The 19094-nt window shown below is 61.2% G+C and carries 20 protein-coding genes; 6 read left to right on the top strand and 14 right to left on the bottom strand.

Annotated elements, in window-relative coordinates:
- Positions 1-219: 219 nt before the first annotated feature.
- Positions 220-924 carry a YebC/PmpR family DNA-binding transcriptional regulator gene (locus AC30D7_RS14095; RefSeq protein ID WP_007940960.1) on the top strand — a complete coding sequence of 235 codons (705 nt, stop codon included), beginning with the start codon at positions 220-222 and terminating at the stop codon, positions 922-924.
- Between the two features lie 154 nt (positions 925-1078).
- Here the strand turns inward: AC30D7_RS14095 and AC30D7_RS14090 are convergent, their stop codons facing one another.
- The 9 genes from AC30D7_RS14090 to AC30D7_RS14050 all read right to left on the bottom strand — a co-directional run bounded on the left by AC30D7_RS14090 (position 1079) and on the right by AC30D7_RS14050 (position 10342).
- A complete protein-coding gene (locus tag AC30D7_RS14090) occupies positions 1079-2383 on the bottom strand; it encodes a leucine-rich repeat-containing protein kinase family protein (RefSeq protein ID WP_490134464.1) in 1305 nt (434 codons plus the stop codon).
- An 81-nt stretch (positions 2384-2464) separates the two neighbouring features.
- Positions 2465-3592: a cell division protein ZapE gene (gene zapE / locus AC30D7_RS14085; protein ID WP_490134463.1), complete on the bottom strand. Its 1128-nt coding sequence runs from the start codon at positions 3590-3592 to the stop codon at positions 2465-2467.
- Between the two features lie 230 nt (positions 3593-3822).
- Positions 3823-4869, bottom strand: coding sequence for an ABC transporter substrate-binding protein (locus AC30D7_RS14080; protein ID WP_019580022.1), 1047 nt, complete (start codon positions 4867-4869; stop codon positions 3823-3825).
- 18 nt (positions 4870-4887) lie between these two features.
- Entirely contained in the window at positions 4888-6003 is a 1116-nt protein-coding gene (locus AC30D7_RS14075; RefSeq protein WP_019580023.1) for an NAD(P)/FAD-dependent oxidoreductase, read from the bottom strand.
- Positions 6000-7355, bottom strand: a complete 1356-nt coding sequence (locus AC30D7_RS14070) for an FAD/NAD(P)-dependent oxidoreductase (RefSeq protein ID WP_490134462.1) — start codon at positions 7353-7355, stop codon at positions 6000-6002. Before AC30D7_RS14070 ends, AC30D7_RS14075 begins: the two co-directional genes overlap by 4 nt.
- The gene (locus AC30D7_RS14065) at positions 7352-7642 is read right to left on the bottom strand and encodes a (2Fe-2S)-binding protein (RefSeq protein ID WP_018925441.1); all 291 of its coding nucleotides are present in this window, start codon (positions 7640-7642) and stop codon (positions 7352-7354) included. The genes AC30D7_RS14070 and AC30D7_RS14065 overlap by 4 nt, the downstream gene beginning before the upstream one ends.
- 7 nt (positions 7643-7649) lie before the next feature.
- The gene (locus AC30D7_RS14060; protein WP_019580025.1) at positions 7650-8444 is read right to left on the bottom strand and encodes an ABC transporter permease; all 795 of its coding nucleotides are present in this window, start codon (positions 8442-8444) and stop codon (positions 7650-7652) included.
- Positions 8445-8450: 6 nt separating this feature from the next.
- Positions 8451-9320, bottom strand: a complete 870-nt coding sequence (locus AC30D7_RS14055; RefSeq protein WP_490134461.1) for an ABC transporter permease — start codon at positions 9318-9320, stop codon at positions 8451-8453.
- Positions 9317-10342, bottom strand: coding sequence for an ABC transporter ATP-binding protein (locus AC30D7_RS14050; protein ID WP_064618870.1), 1026 nt, complete (start codon positions 10340-10342; stop codon positions 9317-9319). The genes AC30D7_RS14055 and AC30D7_RS14050 overlap by 4 nt, the downstream gene beginning before the upstream one ends.
- 243 nt (positions 10343-10585) lie before the next feature.
- Here AC30D7_RS14050 and AC30D7_RS14045 point away from each other — a divergent pair, with 243 nt between their 5' ends.
- Complete coding sequence (locus AC30D7_RS14045) at positions 10586-11422, top strand: IclR family transcriptional regulator (protein ID WP_349746471.1); 837 nt, start codon at positions 10586-10588, stop codon at positions 11420-11422.
- A gap of 12 nt (positions 11423-11434) precedes the next feature.
- Here the strand turns inward: AC30D7_RS14045 and AC30D7_RS14040 are convergent, their stop codons facing one another.
- Entirely contained in the window at positions 11435-12187 is a 753-nt protein-coding gene (locus AC30D7_RS14040) for an anti-sigma factor family protein (protein WP_490134460.1), read from the bottom strand.
- Positions 12184-12690, bottom strand: a complete 507-nt coding sequence (locus tag AC30D7_RS14035) for an RNA polymerase sigma factor (RefSeq protein WP_490134459.1) — start codon at positions 12688-12690, stop codon at positions 12184-12186. The genes AC30D7_RS14040 and AC30D7_RS14035 overlap by 4 nt, the downstream gene beginning before the upstream one ends.
- A 164-nt stretch (positions 12691-12854) precedes the next feature.
- Between AC30D7_RS14035 and AC30D7_RS14030 the strand changes: the two genes are divergently transcribed.
- Positions 12855-13949, top strand: a complete 1095-nt coding sequence (locus AC30D7_RS14030; RefSeq protein WP_490134458.1) for a catalase family peroxidase — start codon at positions 12855-12857, stop codon at positions 13947-13949.
- Positions 13946-14491, top strand: a complete 546-nt coding sequence (locus tag AC30D7_RS14025; protein WP_490134457.1) for a cytochrome b — start codon at positions 13946-13948, stop codon at positions 14489-14491. Before AC30D7_RS14030 ends, AC30D7_RS14025 begins: the two co-directional genes overlap by 4 nt.
- Here AC30D7_RS14025 and AC30D7_RS14020 read toward each other — a convergent pair.
- Positions 14384-15715, bottom strand: a complete 1332-nt coding sequence (locus AC30D7_RS14020; protein WP_490134456.1) for an MFS transporter — start codon at positions 15713-15715, stop codon at positions 14384-14386. The two genes, AC30D7_RS14025 and AC30D7_RS14020, sit on opposite strands and share 108 nt — an antisense overlap.
- A 95-nt stretch (positions 15716-15810) precedes the next feature.
- Between AC30D7_RS14020 and AC30D7_RS14015 the strand changes: the two genes are divergently transcribed.
- Entirely contained in the window at positions 15811-16257 is a 447-nt protein-coding gene (locus AC30D7_RS14015; RefSeq protein WP_490134455.1) for a winged helix-turn-helix transcriptional regulator, read from the top strand.
- Positions 16258-16317: 60 nt separating this feature from the next.
- Here AC30D7_RS14015 and AC30D7_RS14010 read toward each other — a convergent pair whose 3' ends face one another.
- Together AC30D7_RS14010 and AC30D7_RS14005 are read right to left on the bottom strand one after the other, a co-directional pair.
- The gene (locus tag AC30D7_RS14010) at positions 16318-17469 is read right to left on the bottom strand and encodes a M14 family metallopeptidase (protein ID WP_490134454.1); all 1152 of its coding nucleotides are present in this window, start codon (positions 17467-17469) and stop codon (positions 16318-16320) included.
- A 486-nt stretch (positions 17470-17955) separates the two neighbouring features.
- Entirely contained in the window at positions 17956-18297 is a 342-nt protein-coding gene (locus tag AC30D7_RS14005) for a DUF6124 family protein (RefSeq protein ID WP_019580038.1), read from the bottom strand.
- A gap of 129 nt (positions 18298-18426) precedes the next feature.
- On the opposite strand from AC30D7_RS14005, the gene AC30D7_RS14000 reads away from it, so the two are divergent.
- Positions 18427-19092, top strand: a complete 666-nt coding sequence (locus AC30D7_RS14000) for a LexA family protein (protein WP_258669590.1) — start codon at positions 18427-18429, stop codon at positions 19090-19092.
- Positions 19093-19094: the final 2 nt, after the last annotated feature.

Raw genomic sequence — 19094 nt, 5'->3', positions numbered from 1 at the left:
TGCCATGGAGAACGGGCGCAGAGGGTACGAAACCACAGCCCTGAAGCGTCACCGCAAATCGACTTTTCAGAATCGCCCTACAAACATTGGTGAAGATGTCGACCCGTCATGGGCTGAATATCTTGGAATTTTTGGTCGATTGGCATCTTTAGGCCGTATAAACTTGCGCTACGCGTCGGCCAATAGATGTCTCGGCGCCACAGATCAAGAGAGTGAGTAATGGGCGCACAGTGGAAGGTTAAACACAAAGAAGCGGCAGCCAACGCCAAGGGCAAGATCTTCGGCAAACTGGTGAAGGAAATCACCATTGCTGCGCGCAACGGTGCCGATACCGCCACCAACGCACACCTGCGTCTGGTGGTCGAACAGGCGAAAAAAGCCTCGATGCCTCGCGAAACCCTGGAACGCGCGATCAAGAAAGGCTCCGGCCAGCTCGGCGAAACCGTGCAATACCATCGCGTGACGTATGAAGGGTTCGCACCGCATCAGGTGCCGCTGATCGTCGAATGCGTGACTGACAACATCAACCGCACCGTCGCTGAAATCCGCGTCGCGTTCCGCAAGGGCCAGTTGGGCGCTTCCGGTTCGGTGGCTTGGGACTTCAACCACGTCGGTATGATCGAGGCGTCCCCGGACAGCCCTGACGCCGATCCGGAAATGGCCGCGATCGAAGCCGGCGCCCAGGATTTCGAGCCGGGTGAAGACGGCGCAACGCTGTTCCTGACCGACCCAGCGGACCTGGATGCGGTACAGAAAGCGCTGCCGGAGCAGGGCTTTACCGTGTTGTCGGCCAAGTTGGGTTATCAGCCGAAGAACCCGGTGAGCGGCTTGAGCGACGAGCAGATGGCAGAAGTCGAAGCGTTCCTCGAAGGCCTCGATAACCACGATGACGTGCAGGACATGTTTGTCGGGTTGGCGGGTTAAGCGGTTCTGACCGTTGTGATTTAACCTGTGGTGAGGGAGCTTGCTTGTGGCGAGGGAGCTTGCTCCCGCTGGGTTGCGAAGCGACCCCAAAAGCGACGGCTGCTGCGCAACCGAACGGGAGCAAGCTCCCTCGCCACAGGTTCTATATTTGCTGCTAGTTGAACGCGGCCATCTCCCGCACCACCTCACTGAACCCCGGCCGCGCCAACACATCCGGCTGACAGCAGCGCTGCTGTAAATCCTCTAACGCGACCCGCTGTTCAGCGCTCAACCCTGAGTCGATCCGCTCCAGCAATTCTCCCAGCAAAACCCCGAACGCCCGCACTTCGATCCGTTGCAGCGCGCGGCTTTCAAGGTTGTCCGAGGTGGCGTGGAAAGATGCCGCGCCAAAATCCCCCAACAGACAATCGCCATGCTCGTTCCACAGAATGTTGTGGCCATAGAGGTCGCCGTGGGTGATGCCTTGGCGGTGCAGGTGTTCGGCCACCGAGGCGATGCCACTGGCGATGCGCATGGCCACGCCGGCGCTGAACCGGGTGTCGTCGGCATAGATGTCGCGGGAGCACGACGTCAGGCTCGGCAGGCTGGCCAGGTTGCGGTAGCTCGGATCGATTAGTTGCATCACCAGCCCGGCTTGCGCCTGCGGATGCCCGACGATCCGCCCTTCGACCCGGATCAGGTTGGGGTGGATGCCGGCGGTGATGCAGGCGTTCATTTCGTGCAACGGCGAGCCGTCGCTGGTCATTTCGCCTTTGTAGAGTTTTACCGCGACCTGTTTTGTCTGCTCCCACAACGCCTGATGAATGACCCCCGACGCGCCTTCACCCAGCTTCTTCTCCAGGCTCAGCTCGGACCAGGGAATACTCGCCGTGGCTTCAAGCGCCGCCGCATCGGCTTCGGTTTCCAATGGGTTGCCGGCGTACGCCAGCCAGGTCAGGCTCGGCAGGGTCAGTAGCCATTCGGGAAGCTCGCTGAGCTGATTGGCGGCAATGCGGATCAGCTCAAGTCGATGACACTGGCTCAGGCTTTCGGGCAAGCGCTGTAAGCGGTTGCCGGCGAGCATGAGTTTTTGCAGGTGCGGGCGCTCGCCCAGTTCGGTTGGCAGATCCGTGATGCGGTTGTCGGTCAGGATCAGCCAGCGCAACAGCGGCGGCAGGGCGGCGGCCGGCACGTGTTCGATGGTGTTGGCCTTGAAACCGATCATCGTCAGTGCCGTACACTGGCCGAGGCAGGCGGGCAGTTCGGTGAACTGATTGTCCGAGCAGAACAGCACGCGCAAACGGGTCAGGCGGTGCAGATCGTCCGGCAGGCTGCGCAAGGCGTTGCCGCTGAGGTTGAGCACTTCCAGCGAGTCCGCCAGGTCGAATATTTCCCGGGGGAATTCGGTCAGGCCACAGACCAGGTCCAGGCGGGTGATACCCGACAATTGGCCGGCGCGCAGTTGTGCGAGGGTGTGCATAGGCAGGTTCGCTATTGATCTGAAGGAAGGCGCGGGGGCCTGGAAATGGGCGACATGATAGCGGGAAAGTGGTGGTGGCTGTCAGGCGAGTTCCCTGACCTCCAGCAACTGCCCCAACCGGCTGCGCGTGCGCGCCAGGTCGATGGCATCGCCATCCAGGCATTCGCGCAATGACTGGTGGCCGAGCAGAATCAGGTGTTTGTCTTGGTCGTACAAGACGTCGATCAGGTTGATGAAGCGTTGTTGGGCGGCGATTGAACAGTCGGCGAGGCTGGGCAGTTTGTCGATGATCCAGCGGTCGAAGCGCCGACACAGTTCCAGGTAGTCCATGACGGCGGTGGGGTGTTCGCACAGGTCGGCGAAGGTGAAGCCGATGGTTCGCCCTTCGCAGTATCGGGCATGAAGGTGCCGTGTCCCGACGGGCAGTCGAATGGGCGGTGCGTCGTGTTCGAGCAGGTGCAGCGCCTGACGCTGGCTCACCGTGGCCGGCCAGACGTACTGGCCCTGGGTAAACAGCTGCTGCGCATGGGGTCGCGCCTGACTGCGGTAATCATGGGGGCCGCCGACTTCCATCACCTGCATGCGCGTGTTGATCAGGTCGATCACCGGTTTGAAACGAGCGTGGTAGAGCGGGTTGGGCAGTAAACCTTCCGGCGGGTAGTTTGAGGTCACCAGCAGCAGAATCCCCCGGCGAAACAGCGCCTTGAACAGCCGGGTGATGAGCATCGCATCGCCGATGTCATGCACGTGGAATTCATCGAAACACAGCACCCGGCAGTCTTTCAGCAGTTCGTCGAGGGTGGTTGCCAGCGCATCGGGCTGATCGCGATGGCTGAACATGCCCTGATGCAATTGCGCAAAAAACTCATGGAAGTGCAGGCGCTGTTTTGCCGTGACGGGGATGGCCTGGAAAAATCCGTCGAGCAGCCAGCTCTTGCCGCGCCCGACCGCACCATGGAGGTAAAGCCCGGGGAGTGGCGCCGATGACCCCGGCAGCGCCGATGCGTGCTGCGCCATGCAGTCGATCACGCGCAACTGGCTGTGGCTGAGGGTGTAGCCCTGAACATGGGCCTTGTGGCGGAAGTAGTCGTGGATCACCCGACCTTGCACGCTGCTACTGGTTGGCGCCGCGAATGCCTTGCCGAAAAAACGGCGTAGCGCGGACCAGCGTGGTGTGAGTTGCGGACGGTTGGGCGGTCGTACGGCCACTGTGATGTCACCCCGTAATCTTCAGGCCGGCTCCCCCTGAGCCGCGGCGGCGTAGTTTAACCAAGTGGGTAATTTCCCTTCCACTGCTGCCGATAAAATCCGTAGGAGAGAGCGGTGCGGCGATCCGACTTGCCCGCGAAGAACGATGACGCGGTGATACGAAAAAACGCGGTGCATTCTTCGCGGGCAAGCCTCGCTCCTACAGGATTTCGATCTTTTGATCTTCGAGGTTAACGCTCGATACTGCGATTCCACCGATCATTCCATGCCGGGCGCTGTTCGTTGACCTGATCCCAATCGATGGCAATCGCTGTCTCCAGATAGCGCTTCATCGCCTCGACCTGACCGCGGGTCTTGTCGGTGGTTGGCGTATTCGGGTTCGACGGAATCTGATCGCCGTCTTCAAGCGCCGCAGCCTGTGCTTCAGGTGTCAGCAAGAAGGCTGCGAGTTTCTGCGCCAGTTCCGGTTGGGTGTTGTTGGCGATGGCGCATTCGGCCACGTTGAGCACCACCGAGCCTTCCTTCGGCTGCGCATATTCCACCGGCATGCCCTTGAGTTTCAGCGCGGTGACCTGGGTCGGGGTCAGCGGGAACAGCGCCGCTTCGTCGGTCTGGAGCATTTCGGAGATTTTCGCCGAGCTCGGAATGTACTCCAGCACGTTGCGCCCGACGGTGTTCGGCCAGGCCTTGAACCCCGGTTCGACGTTGGTTTCGCTACCGCCCTGAATCCGGTTGAACATCAGGAAACCGTGCAGGCCGAAGGTCGAGGAGGCCATCGACTGGAACACAACCTTGTCCTTGTATCGAGGATCGGCCATGTCCATCCAGGAGGTCGGCGCGTTCCAGCCTTTCTCCTTGAACAGCCGCGTGTTGTACGCCAACCCGGTAACGCCGAGGCTGACCGCCACCGCTTGATCCTTGATGCGGCCCTTGGGCGGAATCTGCGCCAGGGTCGGGCTGTCTTCGAGTTTGTCGCACAAGCCCATGGCAATGGCGCGGTACATGATGCCGTCGTCGAGGAACATCACGTGCAATTGCGGGTTGCCTTTGCTGGCCTGGACCTTGGCCAGAATATCGGCCGAGGTTCCCGGCACGATCACCACTTTGACGTTATTGGCTTTCTCGAAAGCCGGCAGCACCTTGTCGGCGTAGAGCCGCTCCATGGTCCCGCCGTTCATGCCCAGGTAAAGCGTCGGCTCGGCGTGGGCCTGAGTGACCGTGAGCAGGGCGCTCATGCAGGACAAACCGAGCAGTGCAGTGCGTTTGAGGTTATTCATTGGCGCGACCTTCCTCTATCAAGCTACGGAGATGGAGTGAAACCGGGTGATGGAAAACGCATCCAGCGGCGTCTTTGACGCGCCGCTACAGATGATCTCGGTGAGCGCCTGGCCCACCGCAGGCCCGATCTGAAAGCCCGCGCCGGCAAAGCCGAATGCGTGCAACAGACCGGGTTGGGTGCTGCTGTGACCGATCACCGGTTGGCGGTCGGGTAAATAACCTTCGGTGCCGCTCCAGGTACGAATAGCCTGGGCGCCTTCAAGAAACGGGTAGAGCTCGACGGCCTGACGCAGGATCTCGATCACCGCGCTCTGACCAGGCCGGGCGCGGGCACCATCAAGGGCAAAGCCCTGGCCGCCGCCCAACACACAATTGCCCCGCGCGACCTGACGGGCATAGATGCCGCCGCCTTCGACGCCGGTGCTGGCATTCATCACCAGCGGCAACGGCTCGGTGACCAGCATCGCCGGGTGTCCGGCGTGCATCGGCACCGCTTCACCGAATTGCGCGGCAAGGTTGCCGGCCCAGGCGCCGGCGCAGTTCAGCAGCCAGGGGGCGCGCAGTTCGAGGCCGGTTTGAGTGCTGACGCGAAAGCGCTGACCATCGTGTTCCACCGCCGTAACTGCGCATTGCTCATGCACCTGCGCGCCATGCCGACGTGCCGCTTGGGCAAACGCCGGAGACACCAGGCGCGGGTTGGCGTGACCATCGTCCGGGCACAGCGAAGCACCGACTGCGACGTCTCCGACCCACGGAAAACGTGCGCGCAACTCACTGCGGTCGAACAGTTGCAAATCGAGGCCGAACCCCTGGCTGCTGGCGGCGTAATCCTGCAACGCTCGTAAATCGTTGAGACTGCGGGCGAGTTTCAAGTGACCGCTGCGCTGGTACTCGCCGTCGATGCCGATCAATTGCGGCAGCTGTCCCCAGATTTCGTGGGCCCGTTGCGACAACGGCAATTGCGACAGCGGCCGGCCCTGACGACGCACGCCGCCATAGTTCACGCCACTGGAATGCGAACCGCAAAAATCCCGTTCCAGCAGCGCCACACGTCGGCCGGCCTTGCTCAGAAACAGGGCGGCGGAAGCCCCGACAATGCCGCCGCCAATGATGACTGCCTCGACCTCGATCATGGCTCGACCTCCAGACCGAACGGCAAGGGTTTGATCGGTGCCTGAGCCCGCAACCGACCGATTTCGGCTACGGAACGCTGACTTTCGCAGGCAATGATTTCCGCGGCGGCGGCCCCGCACATCCGGCCCTGACAGCGACCCATGCCGACCCGGCAGTGGGCCTTGACCCGGTTGATCTCCCAATGACCTTCGCGCACCACCTGGCGGATGTCGCCGGCGCGTACTTCTTCGCAGCGACAGATCATCAGGTCATCCGCAGCGTCAGCGGCCCAGCTTTCGGGGAAGGCAAAGGCACGCTCAAGGCCCTGGCGGAATCTGCCGCTATCTTTCAGCGACTGTTCCAGCTGGGTGGCACGTTGCGGCGGGAGCAGGTGACCGCTGTCTTCGAGCAAGGCGAGGGCTGCCCGTTCACCGGCCATTTCCGCCGCGTCGGCGCCCATGATGCCGGCGCCGTCACCCGCCAGGTACACCTCGGCGACACTGCTGCGCCCGGCACTGTCGTGCTGTGGCAGCCAGGCGCGGTTGAGCGGGTTCCAGGTGAATTCGCAGCCCAGCAGGTCGGCGAGTTGGGTTTCGCTGCGCAGACCATGGGCGAAGGCGACGGCGTCGCAGTCGATTCGATGTTGGCCTTTTGCGTTGCGCCAGTTCAGCGATTGCACACGCTGTTGGCCATCGATGCCTGACAGGCTGGCGCCCTGATGCACCGGGATGCCGTGGGCGGTCAGCCAGGTGCGGTAATAGAGGCCTTTGGCGAGGGTAGCCGGTTGCGACAACAGACCGGGCAGGGCGCGGGCCTGAGCGCTGAACGGCGAACTGTCGAGCACCGCGACCACGTTGGCACCGGCCTTGGCGTATTGATAGGCCACCAGGTACAGCAACGGTCCGCTGCCGGCGAACACCACGCGTTCACCAATGGCACAGCCCTGAAACTTCAAGGCGATCTGCGCCGCGCCGAGGCTGTACACCCCCGGCAATGTCCAGCCCGGCACCGGCAGAATCCGGTCGGTGGCACCCGTGGCGACAATCACCCGGGAGAACGCCACACGTATGGCGCGGCCCTCGTGCAAGGTGTCGAGCGCGTTGGCCTCGGCGTTCCATACCAGCGTGTCGGGGCGGTAATCGAGTTGTTCGCGCAGTGCGTCGACGGTTTGATGCAGCGCGTTGGCCTTGGGGGCTTCGAAGCCATACAACTTGACGGGCGAGCGCTTGAAGTTCACCGGCTGCCGCCGATAAATCTGCCCGCCACCGCGTGCGGCTTCGTCCAGCAGAACCGGGCGCACGCCATGCGCCACCAGCGTCTGCGCCGCACGAATCCCGGCAGGGCCGGCGCCGATGATCACCACAGCGTTCATACCGAGCGCCCCGGTTCGCGGCTGACCTGCTGGCCGGCCTCAAGCTGCGTCGAACACGCCCGCACCCGGCGGCCATCGCCCAGGCGTACCCAGCAGTCCTGGCAGGCGCCCATCAGGCAGAAGCCGGCGCGGGGTTCGGCGCTGAAGTCGCTGCCGCGCAGGTGTTCGCTGCAGGTCAGCACGGCGGTCAGCAGGGTGTCGCCGAGCAAGCCACTGGCAGGCACGCCGTCGAGGGTAAAGTCCAGGGCCGGGCGGTCGCCTTCGGCCAGTCGTTTCAGCAGAGCCATGGCGCCCTCATTGTTTACCCACCAGAACCCGATCCAGGCCGTAGACCCGATCGAGCAGAATCATCGTCAGCGCGGTCAGCGCGATCACCAGGGCCGACACCGCCGCCATCATCGGATCGATGGATTCGGTGGCGTACACGTACATGCGCACTGGCAAGGTTTGCGTGGCCGGCGAGGTGACGAAGATCGACAACGTGACCTCGTCAAAACTGTTGATGAACGCCAGCAGCCAGCCACCGGCGACCCCCGGCAGAATCATCGGCAAGGTGATTTGCCGGAACAGCGTGAAGCGCCCGGCACCCAAGGATTGCGCGGCGTGTTCGGCGCTGCGGTCCAGGCCGATGGCCGACGCCAATACCAGCCGCAACACATACGGCGTGATTACCAGCACATGCGCGAAGATCAGCCAGGCGAAGCTGCCGTTGACGCCCATCAGCGCGAACAGGCGCAGCAACGCCACCCCCAGCACCAGGTGCGGAATGATGATCGGCGACAGGAACAGGGCGTTGAAAAAGTCCCGTCCGGGGAACTCGAAGCGGGTGATCGCCAGCGCCGCCGGCACCGCAATCAGCGTCGCCAGACTGGCCGCGCTGAAGGCCAGGATCAGGCTGTTGTAGAACGCATCGACAAAGTCCGCGCGTTCGAACACGGCGCGGAACCAGCGCAGGGAGAAATCCGTGGTCGGCAGGCTCAGGGTGTTTTCCGGGGTGAAGGCGACGAGGCACACCACCACCAGCGGCGCGAGCATGAACAGCACCACCAGGGCATGGAACAGCAGGGCGAAAGGACCGTTTCTGGACATGACGAATTATCCCAATGACTTCTTGTAGCGGCCTTCGATCATCCGGTTCCACGACAGCATGATCAGCAGGTTGAGCAACAGCAGGGCCACGGCAATCGCGGCGCCCATCGGCCAGTTCAGCTCCGACAGGTACTGGCCGTAGATCAGCGTGGCGACCATCTTCAGCCGTCGTCCGCCGAGCAGGCCGGGAATGGCGAAGGAACTGGCCGCGAGGCCGAACACGATCAAGGTGCCGGAGAGCACGCCGGGCATGACCTGCGGCAACACTACTTTGCGTATCACTGTGAAGTGGCTGGCGCCCAGTGACAGCGCAGCCTGCTCAGCGGCCGGGTCAAGTTTTTGCAACGAGGTCCAGACCGGAATGATCATGAACGGCAGCATCACGTGGACCAGCGCGATCACCACTGCGAACGGCGTGTAGAGCAGCTTCATCGGCGAGCCACCGAAGGCTTGCAAGGTCTGGTTGACCAGCCCGTCGGCGCCCAGTAACAGGCTCCAGCCGAACGCCCGCACCACCACCGAAATCAGCAGCGGCGTGAGGATCAGAATCAGGAAAATCGAACGCCACGGTGCGCCCATGCGACTGAGGATGTAGGCCTCGGGCACGCCGATCAGCACGCAGAGCAGGGTGGTCAGGGCGCTGATCCACATCGTGCGCAGAAAGATTTCGTAGAAGTACCGGTCGCCCAGCAGGCTGCTGTAGTGGGCGAAGGTGTAGGCGTCGCTGTTGATCCCCGAGCTGTAGTCGAAGACGTTCAACGACAACACCAGCGTCAGCAGCAGCGGGATCGCCAGCAGGCCGACGTACAACGCCAGGGCCGGCGCCGACAACACATACCCTTGGCGTCCTTGACGGATGGCGGCGAGCGTATTCATGCCGACACCTCGTCGACACTCAGCACCCGCAGCAGTGCCGCGTCCCAGTCGAGGCCGACCGCCGTGCCTTCGGCCAGTGGCGCTGAGCCGTCGTTGCGACGCACCACGCAGAGTTCGCCCAGGGTTGTCGTTACGCCGTATAACCATTGGCTGCCGAGGAAGAAGCGGCTGGCGATTTTGCCTTGCAGACGACCATGGCCTTTTTCCCGCAGATCGATTTTCTCCGGGCGCAGGCTTAACGTCAGTTCACCGTTGCCGGTGTTGCACACCTGAACCACGCCGGCGCCATCTCGCTCACCGGGCAGCAGATTGGCTTTGCCGACGAATCCGGAAATGAACTCGGTGCGCGGGTGTTCGTAGAGGGTGTAAGGCGCGTCGATCTGGGTGATGCGCCCGGCCTGCATTACCACCACCCGATCGCTGATCGACAGCGCTTCGGACTGGTCGTGGGTGACCATCAGCGTGGTGATCCCGACTTCACGCTGGATGCGGCGGATTTCGAACTGCATCTCTTCGCGCAAATTGGCGTCGAGGTTGGACAGCGGTTCGTCGAGCAGCAGCACCGGCGGCTCGATCACCAACGCCCGGGCCAGAGCAACACGCTGGCGCTGGCCGCCGGAAAGCTCCCGTGGATAACGCTCGGCGTGCTGGTGCAGGCGAACCAGTTTCAGCACCCGATCCACCCGTTGCTGCAATTCACCGTTGGGTACTTTGCGCATGCGCAGGCCGAAGGCGACGTTGTCTTGCACGGTCATGTGCGGGAACAGCGCGTAACTCTGGAACACCACGCCCAGGCCACGGCTGGCGGGTTTGGCGTGGGTGATGTCGCGACCGTCCAGCACAATGCGTCCGCTGCTGACTTCAACGAAGCCGGCGATCATTTGCAGGGTGGTGGTTTTGCCGCAGCCGGAAGGGCCGAGCAGTGAGACGAACTCGCCTTTTTCCACCGACAGGTTGGTGGCGACGACTGCGTCGATCTCGCCATATCGTTTGCCGAGGTTTTCAAGCTGCACAAAGGCCATGACTGCGCTCCACCTGAGATTGTTATGCGTCGCCAACGGCGCGCTTTTTTGTATGGGCAGATACGAAAAGATATTGCGGGGGGTGTTGGCGCTCGACGTGTGTCGGCTGCCGTTGTTGTTCGAATCGCCCCTGTATGGACGCAGAGTAGGACGAAGAATAGGATGGGCTCAATAACCTATTTCACTGAAGCGATGACTATTTTCGGTTTTATTCAGTGAGTAAATTTATTGATGAGAAATCAAATGTCAGATTCCACTGATCGGAATGAAAACAAAAATGAAGTCGGTGTCGGTGCGGTCTCAAGACTGTTTGCGGTGCTGCGCAGCCTGGGTGACACCGTCGAGGGCGGCGAGCGCGTGACGCAACTGGCGCAGCGCATCGGTTTGTCGCAACCGACTACCCACCGCTTGCTGCGCAGCCTGATGGACGAGGGCATGGTCGAACAGGACGCCCGCAGCAAACGCTATCGCCTCAGCCTGGAGTTTTTTGCCTTGGCGGCCCGCGCCGGCAATACCAACAACCTGCGCGAACTGGCGCGGCCGGCGTTGCTGCGGTTGTCGGCATCGTTGGGCGATTCGCTGTTTTTACTGGCGCGCAGCGGCTTTGATGCGATCTGTCTGGACCGCAGTGAAGGACCGTTTCCGATCCGCACATTTACCGGTGACATCGGCGGGCGGGTGGCGCTTGGCGTGGGGCAGGGCAGCCTGGCGATTCTGGCGTTTCTGCCAGAAGAAGAGCGTGAAACAGTGATTCGTTACAACTTGCCGCGGCTCAAGGATTTCCATCTGTATGACGAGGTGTTCCTGCGCTCGGAAGTCGAGAATGTGCGCGCGCTCGGGTACGCCGGGCGCAACACCGGCGTGTTGCAGGGCATGGCCGGCGTAGCGGTGCCGATCCTCGATCGCGACGGCCGGGCGGTGGCGGCGTTGAGCGTGGCCACGATCAGTGATCGCCTGGGGCCGGATCGTTTGCCGACCGTGGTGGAAATGCTCAAGCGCGAAGCGGCGTTGATCGGACCGCGGATCAATCCGTTCGACCCGCTGTTGCGCAGGCCTTCGCAGGTGTTTGGGCAGGGGTGACCACAACCCGGATCAGAACTTCAGTGTCTGCTTGAGCATCTGCGCCGCCGGTGTGTCACTCGGGCTGACCATTGCGTAGTTGTACCCGGCATCTGACCAATACTCGGCCTGCAGTTCGCCGTCGCTGCGGCTGCCGCGGGGCAGGAGGAAGTTTTTCGGCCCTGGTGGACGAACGTAAAAGCTGATTTTGTGGCCGCCCTGATCTTCGTAAACCACCATCGCCGCCGGCCCTTGTTCGGTACTGAGCAAACGGCCGCTGACCGGTTTGTAGCCTGCCCCCGCCAGGTTCGGCAGACGATGGGCCTGGCTGAAATAGCGGTCGAGCCAACCCTGCATGTCGCCATCGTCGCTGACTTGGTAATCCGCCGGCAGCATGCCTTGCTGGGCAATCAGTCGGTAGGCCTGCATCGCATCGGCCATCGGCAGTGGGGGGCTGACCAGAGTCATCTCCCGCGCGTGCCAACCGCCCAATCCGCCGACGCTGACCGCAATCAACAACATCGCGGCGCTGGCCAGATGACGACGCGACTGGCGTTTGAGGCGCTGGCGAATCAGCGCCGGGTCAAGTTCCGGGTTGGCTGGTTGCTGCAAGGCGCCACTCAGGGCTGCGCGCAATTGCTGGGCGTCCTGCTGCCAGGCGCGCACTTGCGCGGCTACCTCGGCATTGCTGGCCAGATAAATTTCCACCTGATGTCGGTCGCTATCGCTGAGTTGGTGATCGACGTAAGCGTGCAGGTCATGTTCGCCGGGAGGCATGCTGATCATTTGAGTCTCCGCAGGGAAGGGCGGGTGATTTCGCCGTCGCTGAGCTGGCGCAAGGCCTGACGCGCGCGGGACAGGCGCGACATCACGGTGCCGGTGGGGACATCGAGAATCTCGGCGACCTCTTTGTAACTCAAGCCTTCCACCGACACCCAGAGCAGCAATGCGCGCTGTTCGGTGCTGAGTTGATCGAAGGCTTGCAGGGTCGATTGGGCAATCACCGTGCGTTCTACCGAAGGCTGCGCATCGTCGCGCCCGGTAAAGAATTCGAGCATCCGCGCATACCGCCGGGAACGGCGGTGGGCGTCGAGAAACTGCCGATAAAGAATCGAAAACAGCCAGGCCCGCAGGTCGCCCTCCGGACGCTTGGCGCTCCAGTTCGACAGCGCTCGCTCCAGGCTTGCCTGCACCAGGTCGTCGGCGCTGCTGGGGTTGCGCGTCAGCGACACGGCGAAGCGCCGCAGCCTGGGAATGATGTCCCTGAGTTGTTCGTCGATATCGCTCATGAAGTTCTGACTAGTCACTACGCTGTGGTGAGTGTTCAGGAAGACGCTCGGTATTTGAGGTTATTCCACGCCTGAAAAAATAAACATCGGACGATGGAATAAACCCGAGTGGGGTTCGTCTGCTTGATTCTTCTCACTTGTGGCCGATGGCCCTGGAGTCATTCATGGTAGATCGCTCATCACCGCCAACGGGGCCTGACCGGCCACCGCTGAACACCGCGAGCCTGACGTTGCGCCTGACCGGCATTGGCGTGGTGGTCGCCGCGCTGGCCGGGGCTTTTGCCTACGTCAACGGCACACTCGACCCACAGCGCCTGACGCCGAAAGCGTTGATCAATGTGCTGGAGAAAAACAACGGCGTGCACCCGGGGTTCCGTCGTAACCACGCCAAAGGGGTGTGTGTGATCGGGCATTTCGAGAGCAGCGGCCAGGCGCGCGAGTATTCCAGTGCCCAAGTGTTCAGTGAGGCGCGGACCCCGGTGGTCGGGCGTTTCGCGCTGCCTGCCGGCAACCCTTACGCGCCGGACAACAGCGTGCCGATCCGCAGCCTGGCGTTGCGTTTCACTCAGGCCAACGGTCAGCAGTGGCGCACCGGGATGAACAGCATGCCGGTGTTCCCGGTCGGTACGCCCGAGGCGTTCTACCAGTTGCAGCAAGCGCAGTCACCGGACCCGACCACTGGCAAACCCAATCCTGCGGCGGTGCCGGCATTCTTCGGTTCTCACCCGGAAGCCGCGCCATTTCTAGCCTGGATCAAGACCGCCAAACCTTCTGCCAGTTATGCGACCGAGACGTATAACAGCGTCAATGCGTTTTACCTGGTGAATGCATCGGGCCAGCGGCAAGCGGTGCGTTGGAGCATGACGCCGGTTGCTCAGGATGCGGCGGGCGCGACGGCACCGGAGGGCGCTGATTTTCTGGAGAAGGATCTGGTTCAGCGTTTGTCCGCCGGACCGCTGCGTTGGCAGTTGAACATCACCCTGGCGGCCCCTGGGGATCCGGTCAACGACGCAAGCAAGGCTTGGCCCGGCGACCGCAAAGTGCTGAACGCTGGCACTCTGGTGCTTGAGAGTACCCAGCCGCAACTCAATGGCGAGTGTCGCGACATCAACTACGACCCACTGGTATTGCCCAGTGGTATCGAAGGTTCTGACGACCCGCTGCTCGCCGCTCGTTCAGCGGGCTATGCCAATTCCTACCTGCGTCGCACCAGCGAAGTGAATCAGTTGCCCAATGCCAAACAGGAGTCTCATCAATGAGCGCTCAACCGAATCATTTCGCTCCCCTGGCGCGGCTGCTGCATTGGCTGATGGCGCTGATGATTATCGCGATGCTGTTCATCGGCGCCGGCATGGTGGCCTCGGTGTCCGAGCGCCATGAGTGGCTGATCCACCTGCACAAACCGTTAGGCATCGCCATTCTGCTGTTGGTGGTCGTGCGTCTGTCCGTGCGTTTTTCGACCCGGCAACCACCGCTGCCGGCGGACCTGCCGGGTTGGCAAGTGCTGGCAGCGAAGGCCTCGCATGTCTTGCTGTACGCCTTGATGCTGATTTTGCCGCTGCTGGGTTGGGCGATGATTTCGGCGGCTGGCGATCCGGTGATGCTCAGTAGCTCGTTGCAGTTGCCGTCGATCCTGCCGGCGAATGCGCAGGTGTTTGCATTTCTGCGCAAGGCGCATAGATATCTGGCGTATCTACTGTTCCTGACCGTGCTGCTGCACCTGGCGGCGGCGTTGTTTCACGGTTGGGTGCGCCGCGATGAGGTGCTGGACAGCATGTTGCGGGGCAGAGACCGTGGGTGAGTCGGGGGACTGCCGATAACTGTGGCGAGGGGGCTTGCAACAGGTGTTGGGTGTTTTGGCGGCGAGCGTCAGCCACCAATAGATCAACGCTACGGCGCTGATGCCCGCACCCAGCCAGCACACCGCGATCCAGCCGCCCCAGGCATACATCGCCGTCGAACCGATAGAGCCCAAGGCGCTGCCGATCGAATAGAACAGCATGTAGCCGGCGGTGAGTCGGCTTTGCGCTTCGGGGCGCACGCTGTAGATCATGCTCTGGCTGGTGACATGGACGGCCTGCAAACCCAGATCCAGCGTAATCACCCCGAGCAGCAGCGCCCACAGCGAGGATTGAGTGAGGGCGATGGGCAGCCATGAGGCGAGCATCAGCAACAACGACAGTCCGCTGGTCCATTGACCCAGGCCACGATCGGCCAGATGCCCGGCGCGAGCAGCGGCCAGTGCGCCGGCAGCCCCGGCCAGCCCGAACAGTCCGATTTCGGTGTGGGACAGTGAAAGCGGCGGGGCGCTCAACGGCAATACCAAAGGGGTCCACAGCACCATGGCACTGGCGAACGTCAGCAGGGCAAGGATGGCCCGTTGACGCAACACCGGTTCTTCCTTGAACAACGTGAAGACTGAGCCGATCAACGCGCCGTAAGCGCTATCCGGTCGCGCGTCTTCGTGCCTGGGCAGCACACGAAACAACAGCAGCGCCATCACCAGGGTCAACCCGGCGGACAGCAGATAAATCGAACGCCAACCAGCCAGGTCGGCCATGCCGCCGGCCACCGTTCGTGCCAATAGAATGCCGACGACAATGCCGCTGGTGATCACGCCTACCACACGTCCACGTTGCGCCGGGATGGCCAGCGTCGCGGCGTAGGCCACCAGGACTTGCGTCACGACCGCCAGAAACCCGGTCAGCGCCATGCCGAGCAACAGCCAGGTGCTGCTCGGCGCTAACGCGATCATCAACAAGGCCAGCGCCGACAGCAGGGTTTGCAAGACGATCAATCGGCGACGGTTGAGCAGATCTCCCAGAGGGACCAGCAGCAATAGGCCCACGCCGTAACCGATCTGAGTGAGGGTGATGACGATACCGATGGTTGCCGGGTGCATGGCGAAGGCTTCGGCCATGGCATCGAGCAATGGTTGTGCGTAATACACATTGCCGACGGCCAGGCCGCAGGCGACGGCAAACAGCAGCACCACGGCGCCGCTTAACGGCTGGTCAGGTTTCATCACAGGCTTCCTTGTGTGGTTGCAATATAAAACCAGTTGTACGGTAGAGAGTCTGGTTTTATATTGCAACCACATTGGTTGCCGGCGGACGCGTCATGGTTAAGCGTACAAGCATGCAAGGTGCCGAATGCCCGGTCGCCCGTTCACTGGATGCGATTGGGGATTGGTGGTCGCTATTGATCGTGCGCGATGCGTTCGATGGTCTGCGACGCTTTGGTGAGTTCCAGCGCAATCTGGGCATGGCCAAGAACATTCTTTCGGCACGCCTGCGCACATTGGTGGCCCACGGGATTTTCGATCTGGTGCCGGCGTCGGATGGCAGCGCGTATCAGGAGTATGTGCTGACGGAGAAGGGCCAAGGCTTGTTCCCGTTAATCATCGGGTTGCGGCAGTGGGGCGAGGCGTTTTTCTATGAGGCGGGGGAGGCGCATTCGCGGGTTGTCGATCGTGAGAACGGTCGACCGGTGCGGCCGCTGGAATTGCGCGCCGAGGATGGGCGGCTGTTGGGGCCCCGGGATTGTGTGCGGGTTCCGGTTGAGTAAAAGATCAAAAGATCGCAGCCTGCGGCAGCTCCTACGCTGCGATCTTTTGATCTCAAATAATCAACGCAGAGCATCGACCATGTCGGCAATGGTCGTCAGCACATCCTTGCCCAACTGTTTCGAACGCTTGCCAGACCAGCCAGTCAGCGCATTCGGCGCGTCGTTGTTGTCCTTGAAGGGCATTTCAATGGTAAAGGACAGGCAATCGAACTTCTGACCGACGCTGTTGCAGGCCAGGGTCATGTTGGCTTTGCCCGGTTCGTCGCGGGTGTAGCCGTGTTTGGTCTGAAAGTCCTTGGTCAGGTGCTTCAGATGGCTGCGGAAGCGCTCTTCGAGTTTTTCGATCCGCGGTGTATAGCCGGGGTTGCCTTCGCAACCGGCGGTGAACACGTAGGGAATTTCTTCATCGCCATGGATGTCGAGGAACAGGTCGACGCCGTATTTTTCCATTTGCTGCTGAACGAACAGCACTTCCGGGCTGATTTCCTGGCTGGCGTTCTGCCAGGCGCGATTCAGGTCCTGGCCCATGGCATTGGTGCGCAAATGACCGTGGAAGGCGCCGTCCGGGTTCATGTTCGGCACCAGGTACAGGTCGGCGCTGGCCAGGAGTTTTTTCAGTACCGGGTCGTCATGTTTTTCCAGACGCTCGATCACGCCCTCCATGAACCATTCGGCCATGTGTTCGCCGGGGTGTTGCTGGGCGATGATCCAGACCTTGCGCTGACCTTCGGCGCCAGTCCCTTTGCGCAACAACTGGATGTCACGACCTTCAACGCTCTTGCCGGTGGCCAACAGTTCGGTGCCAGCCTTGGTCTGTGCCTGTTCGATCAGCCAGTCGTGACGGCCACGGCTGTAGGGTTCGAAGTAGGCGAACCAGGCATGGGTGGCAGTGGCTTCAAGGCTGAAACGCAGGCAGTCGCCTTCGAAGATGGTCGGCACCCGGAACCAGTTGACGTGGTCGTAGGACGCCACCGCCTGATAACCGTCCCAGGCCTTGTTGTACGAGGATTTACTGGCGTTGCTCAGACGAAACCAATGCTCCTGACCCACATGCAGGCCGCTGGCCTTGAAATGGAACCACTGGAAATGCTGGCTGCGAGTGTCTGGCCTGATGGCCAGCAATGCTTGCAGAGGATTGCTGATGTCCAGCACATCAATGTTGCCGCTGTCGAAGTTAGCGCTGATGTCGAAAGAAGATTTAGCCCCGGCCATAATCAATTCCTGAATACGATTTTTATGGCTGCTACTTTACACGCAAGAGGGGGAGAAACCGGGGGGAAATTACGGGGGTGTAAAAGGGGGGCGTCCTCCTTGACGCCGATGCAGCTTAGAGACTGCGCAATTGATTCTCAAGTGCTATTTTTCGTTAGTTTGGCCCAGTGCTGCCGGGCTTCTCTTGGCAGTAGATATTCTTTTGATATCATCCGCGCCAATCGAATTTTGCAGCACCTACAGACTTCATTAGCCTGAAGCCAAAGCCAGCCTGACTGGCAAAAAAAAGACCCGGCAAAAAGCCGGGTCAAAAACCGTGATTAGCCTGATGAGGAGATAGTCCAGGAGTCCGACCTAAGGTCTCTTGGTCTATCGACTGATCTCGCGACCAGTTGATACAATAATAATCATTATCATTTGCAAGTCAAATGTTTCTACCTGCGCGATTGGAAAAATTTTCTTGTCCTCCTCCAATACGCTCCCGCCTCAATTGTTCTGATTGCCCTCCAGGGCCCGGTCGACCATCGCCTTGGCCATGTCGATCATGTGCACCGTCGAAAACGCCAGATCCCGGCTTGCGCCCTGCAGTTGGTTGGCTGACTCATGCGCGGTGGCGACGGCACACCGCAGCAGATCCGAAGCATGGACCAGCGCCTCTTCGCTGCTGATGTTACGGTTCACATCAAAGAAGCGTTCTTCGCTGGCCGCTTCTGACACAGCTGGTTTCAAGTAATAGTCCAGTGCCCGCTGCGCGGCGGCAGAGCCTTTTGGCGAGGTGAGGCTGGTGTCGATTTGCATGTCGGGCAGGGTATTGCTGGGGATGGTCATGACGATGGCGAGCTCCGTGAGAAATTCAAATCCGTGAGCCCAGCTTAGTACGTACTGTATTTGTGTCTTCAGTTTTAATACTACAATTTGTGTTTTGATGGTCGGAGTACCCCACGTATCGTGCCGCACATGGATAAATGGATTGAATTGGTCAAGGCCAAAATGAGTGAACTCAAAGTCACTCAGGAAATACTCGCCGAGCGCATCGGGATGTCCCAGGGTGGCGTCGGCCACTGGCTCAATAAACGTCGTCAGCCCGGCATCGCAGAGATGAATCGTGTCTTGCGGGCGCTCGGCATGGACTATCTGGAAGTGGCGATGGTGATCAGGGAGCCGCTGCCCTCAGAGGATGAGGAGATCTGTCTGACGCAAAAGTACAACCCGTACTTCCGCTACCCGGTCAGTGACTGGCGGGAAACCGGGGAGGTGCGCGACGGAGAGCTATCGACCTACGGCAACTCGCTGGCTGTCAGCAAGCCACGTTTCGAGCTGTCCGATTACCACGCACAGGGCGCGGCGTTCTGGCTGGTGGTGGTCGGCGATGCGATGACGGCACCCACGGGTGCGAGCATTGCCGAGGGCATGCTGATTCTGGTCGACCCGGCTATCGTGCCGGAGCCTGGCAAACTGGTGATCGCCCAATGGCCCGGCAGCGCCGAGGCGGTCTTTCGCAAACTTATTGAAGAGGGCGGGCAGCGTTACCTGGTCCCGCTCAATCCGACCTATCCGAAAGCCCTTTACACCGAAGAATGCCGAATCATCGGCGTGGTGGTTCAGGCGACTGCCAAATTCTAATC

The organism is Pseudomonas sp. DF5 (assembly GCF_058148225.1).
Note: the sequence above shows the minus strand (reverse complement) of the source record. Positions and strands in the feature narration are given on the sequence as shown.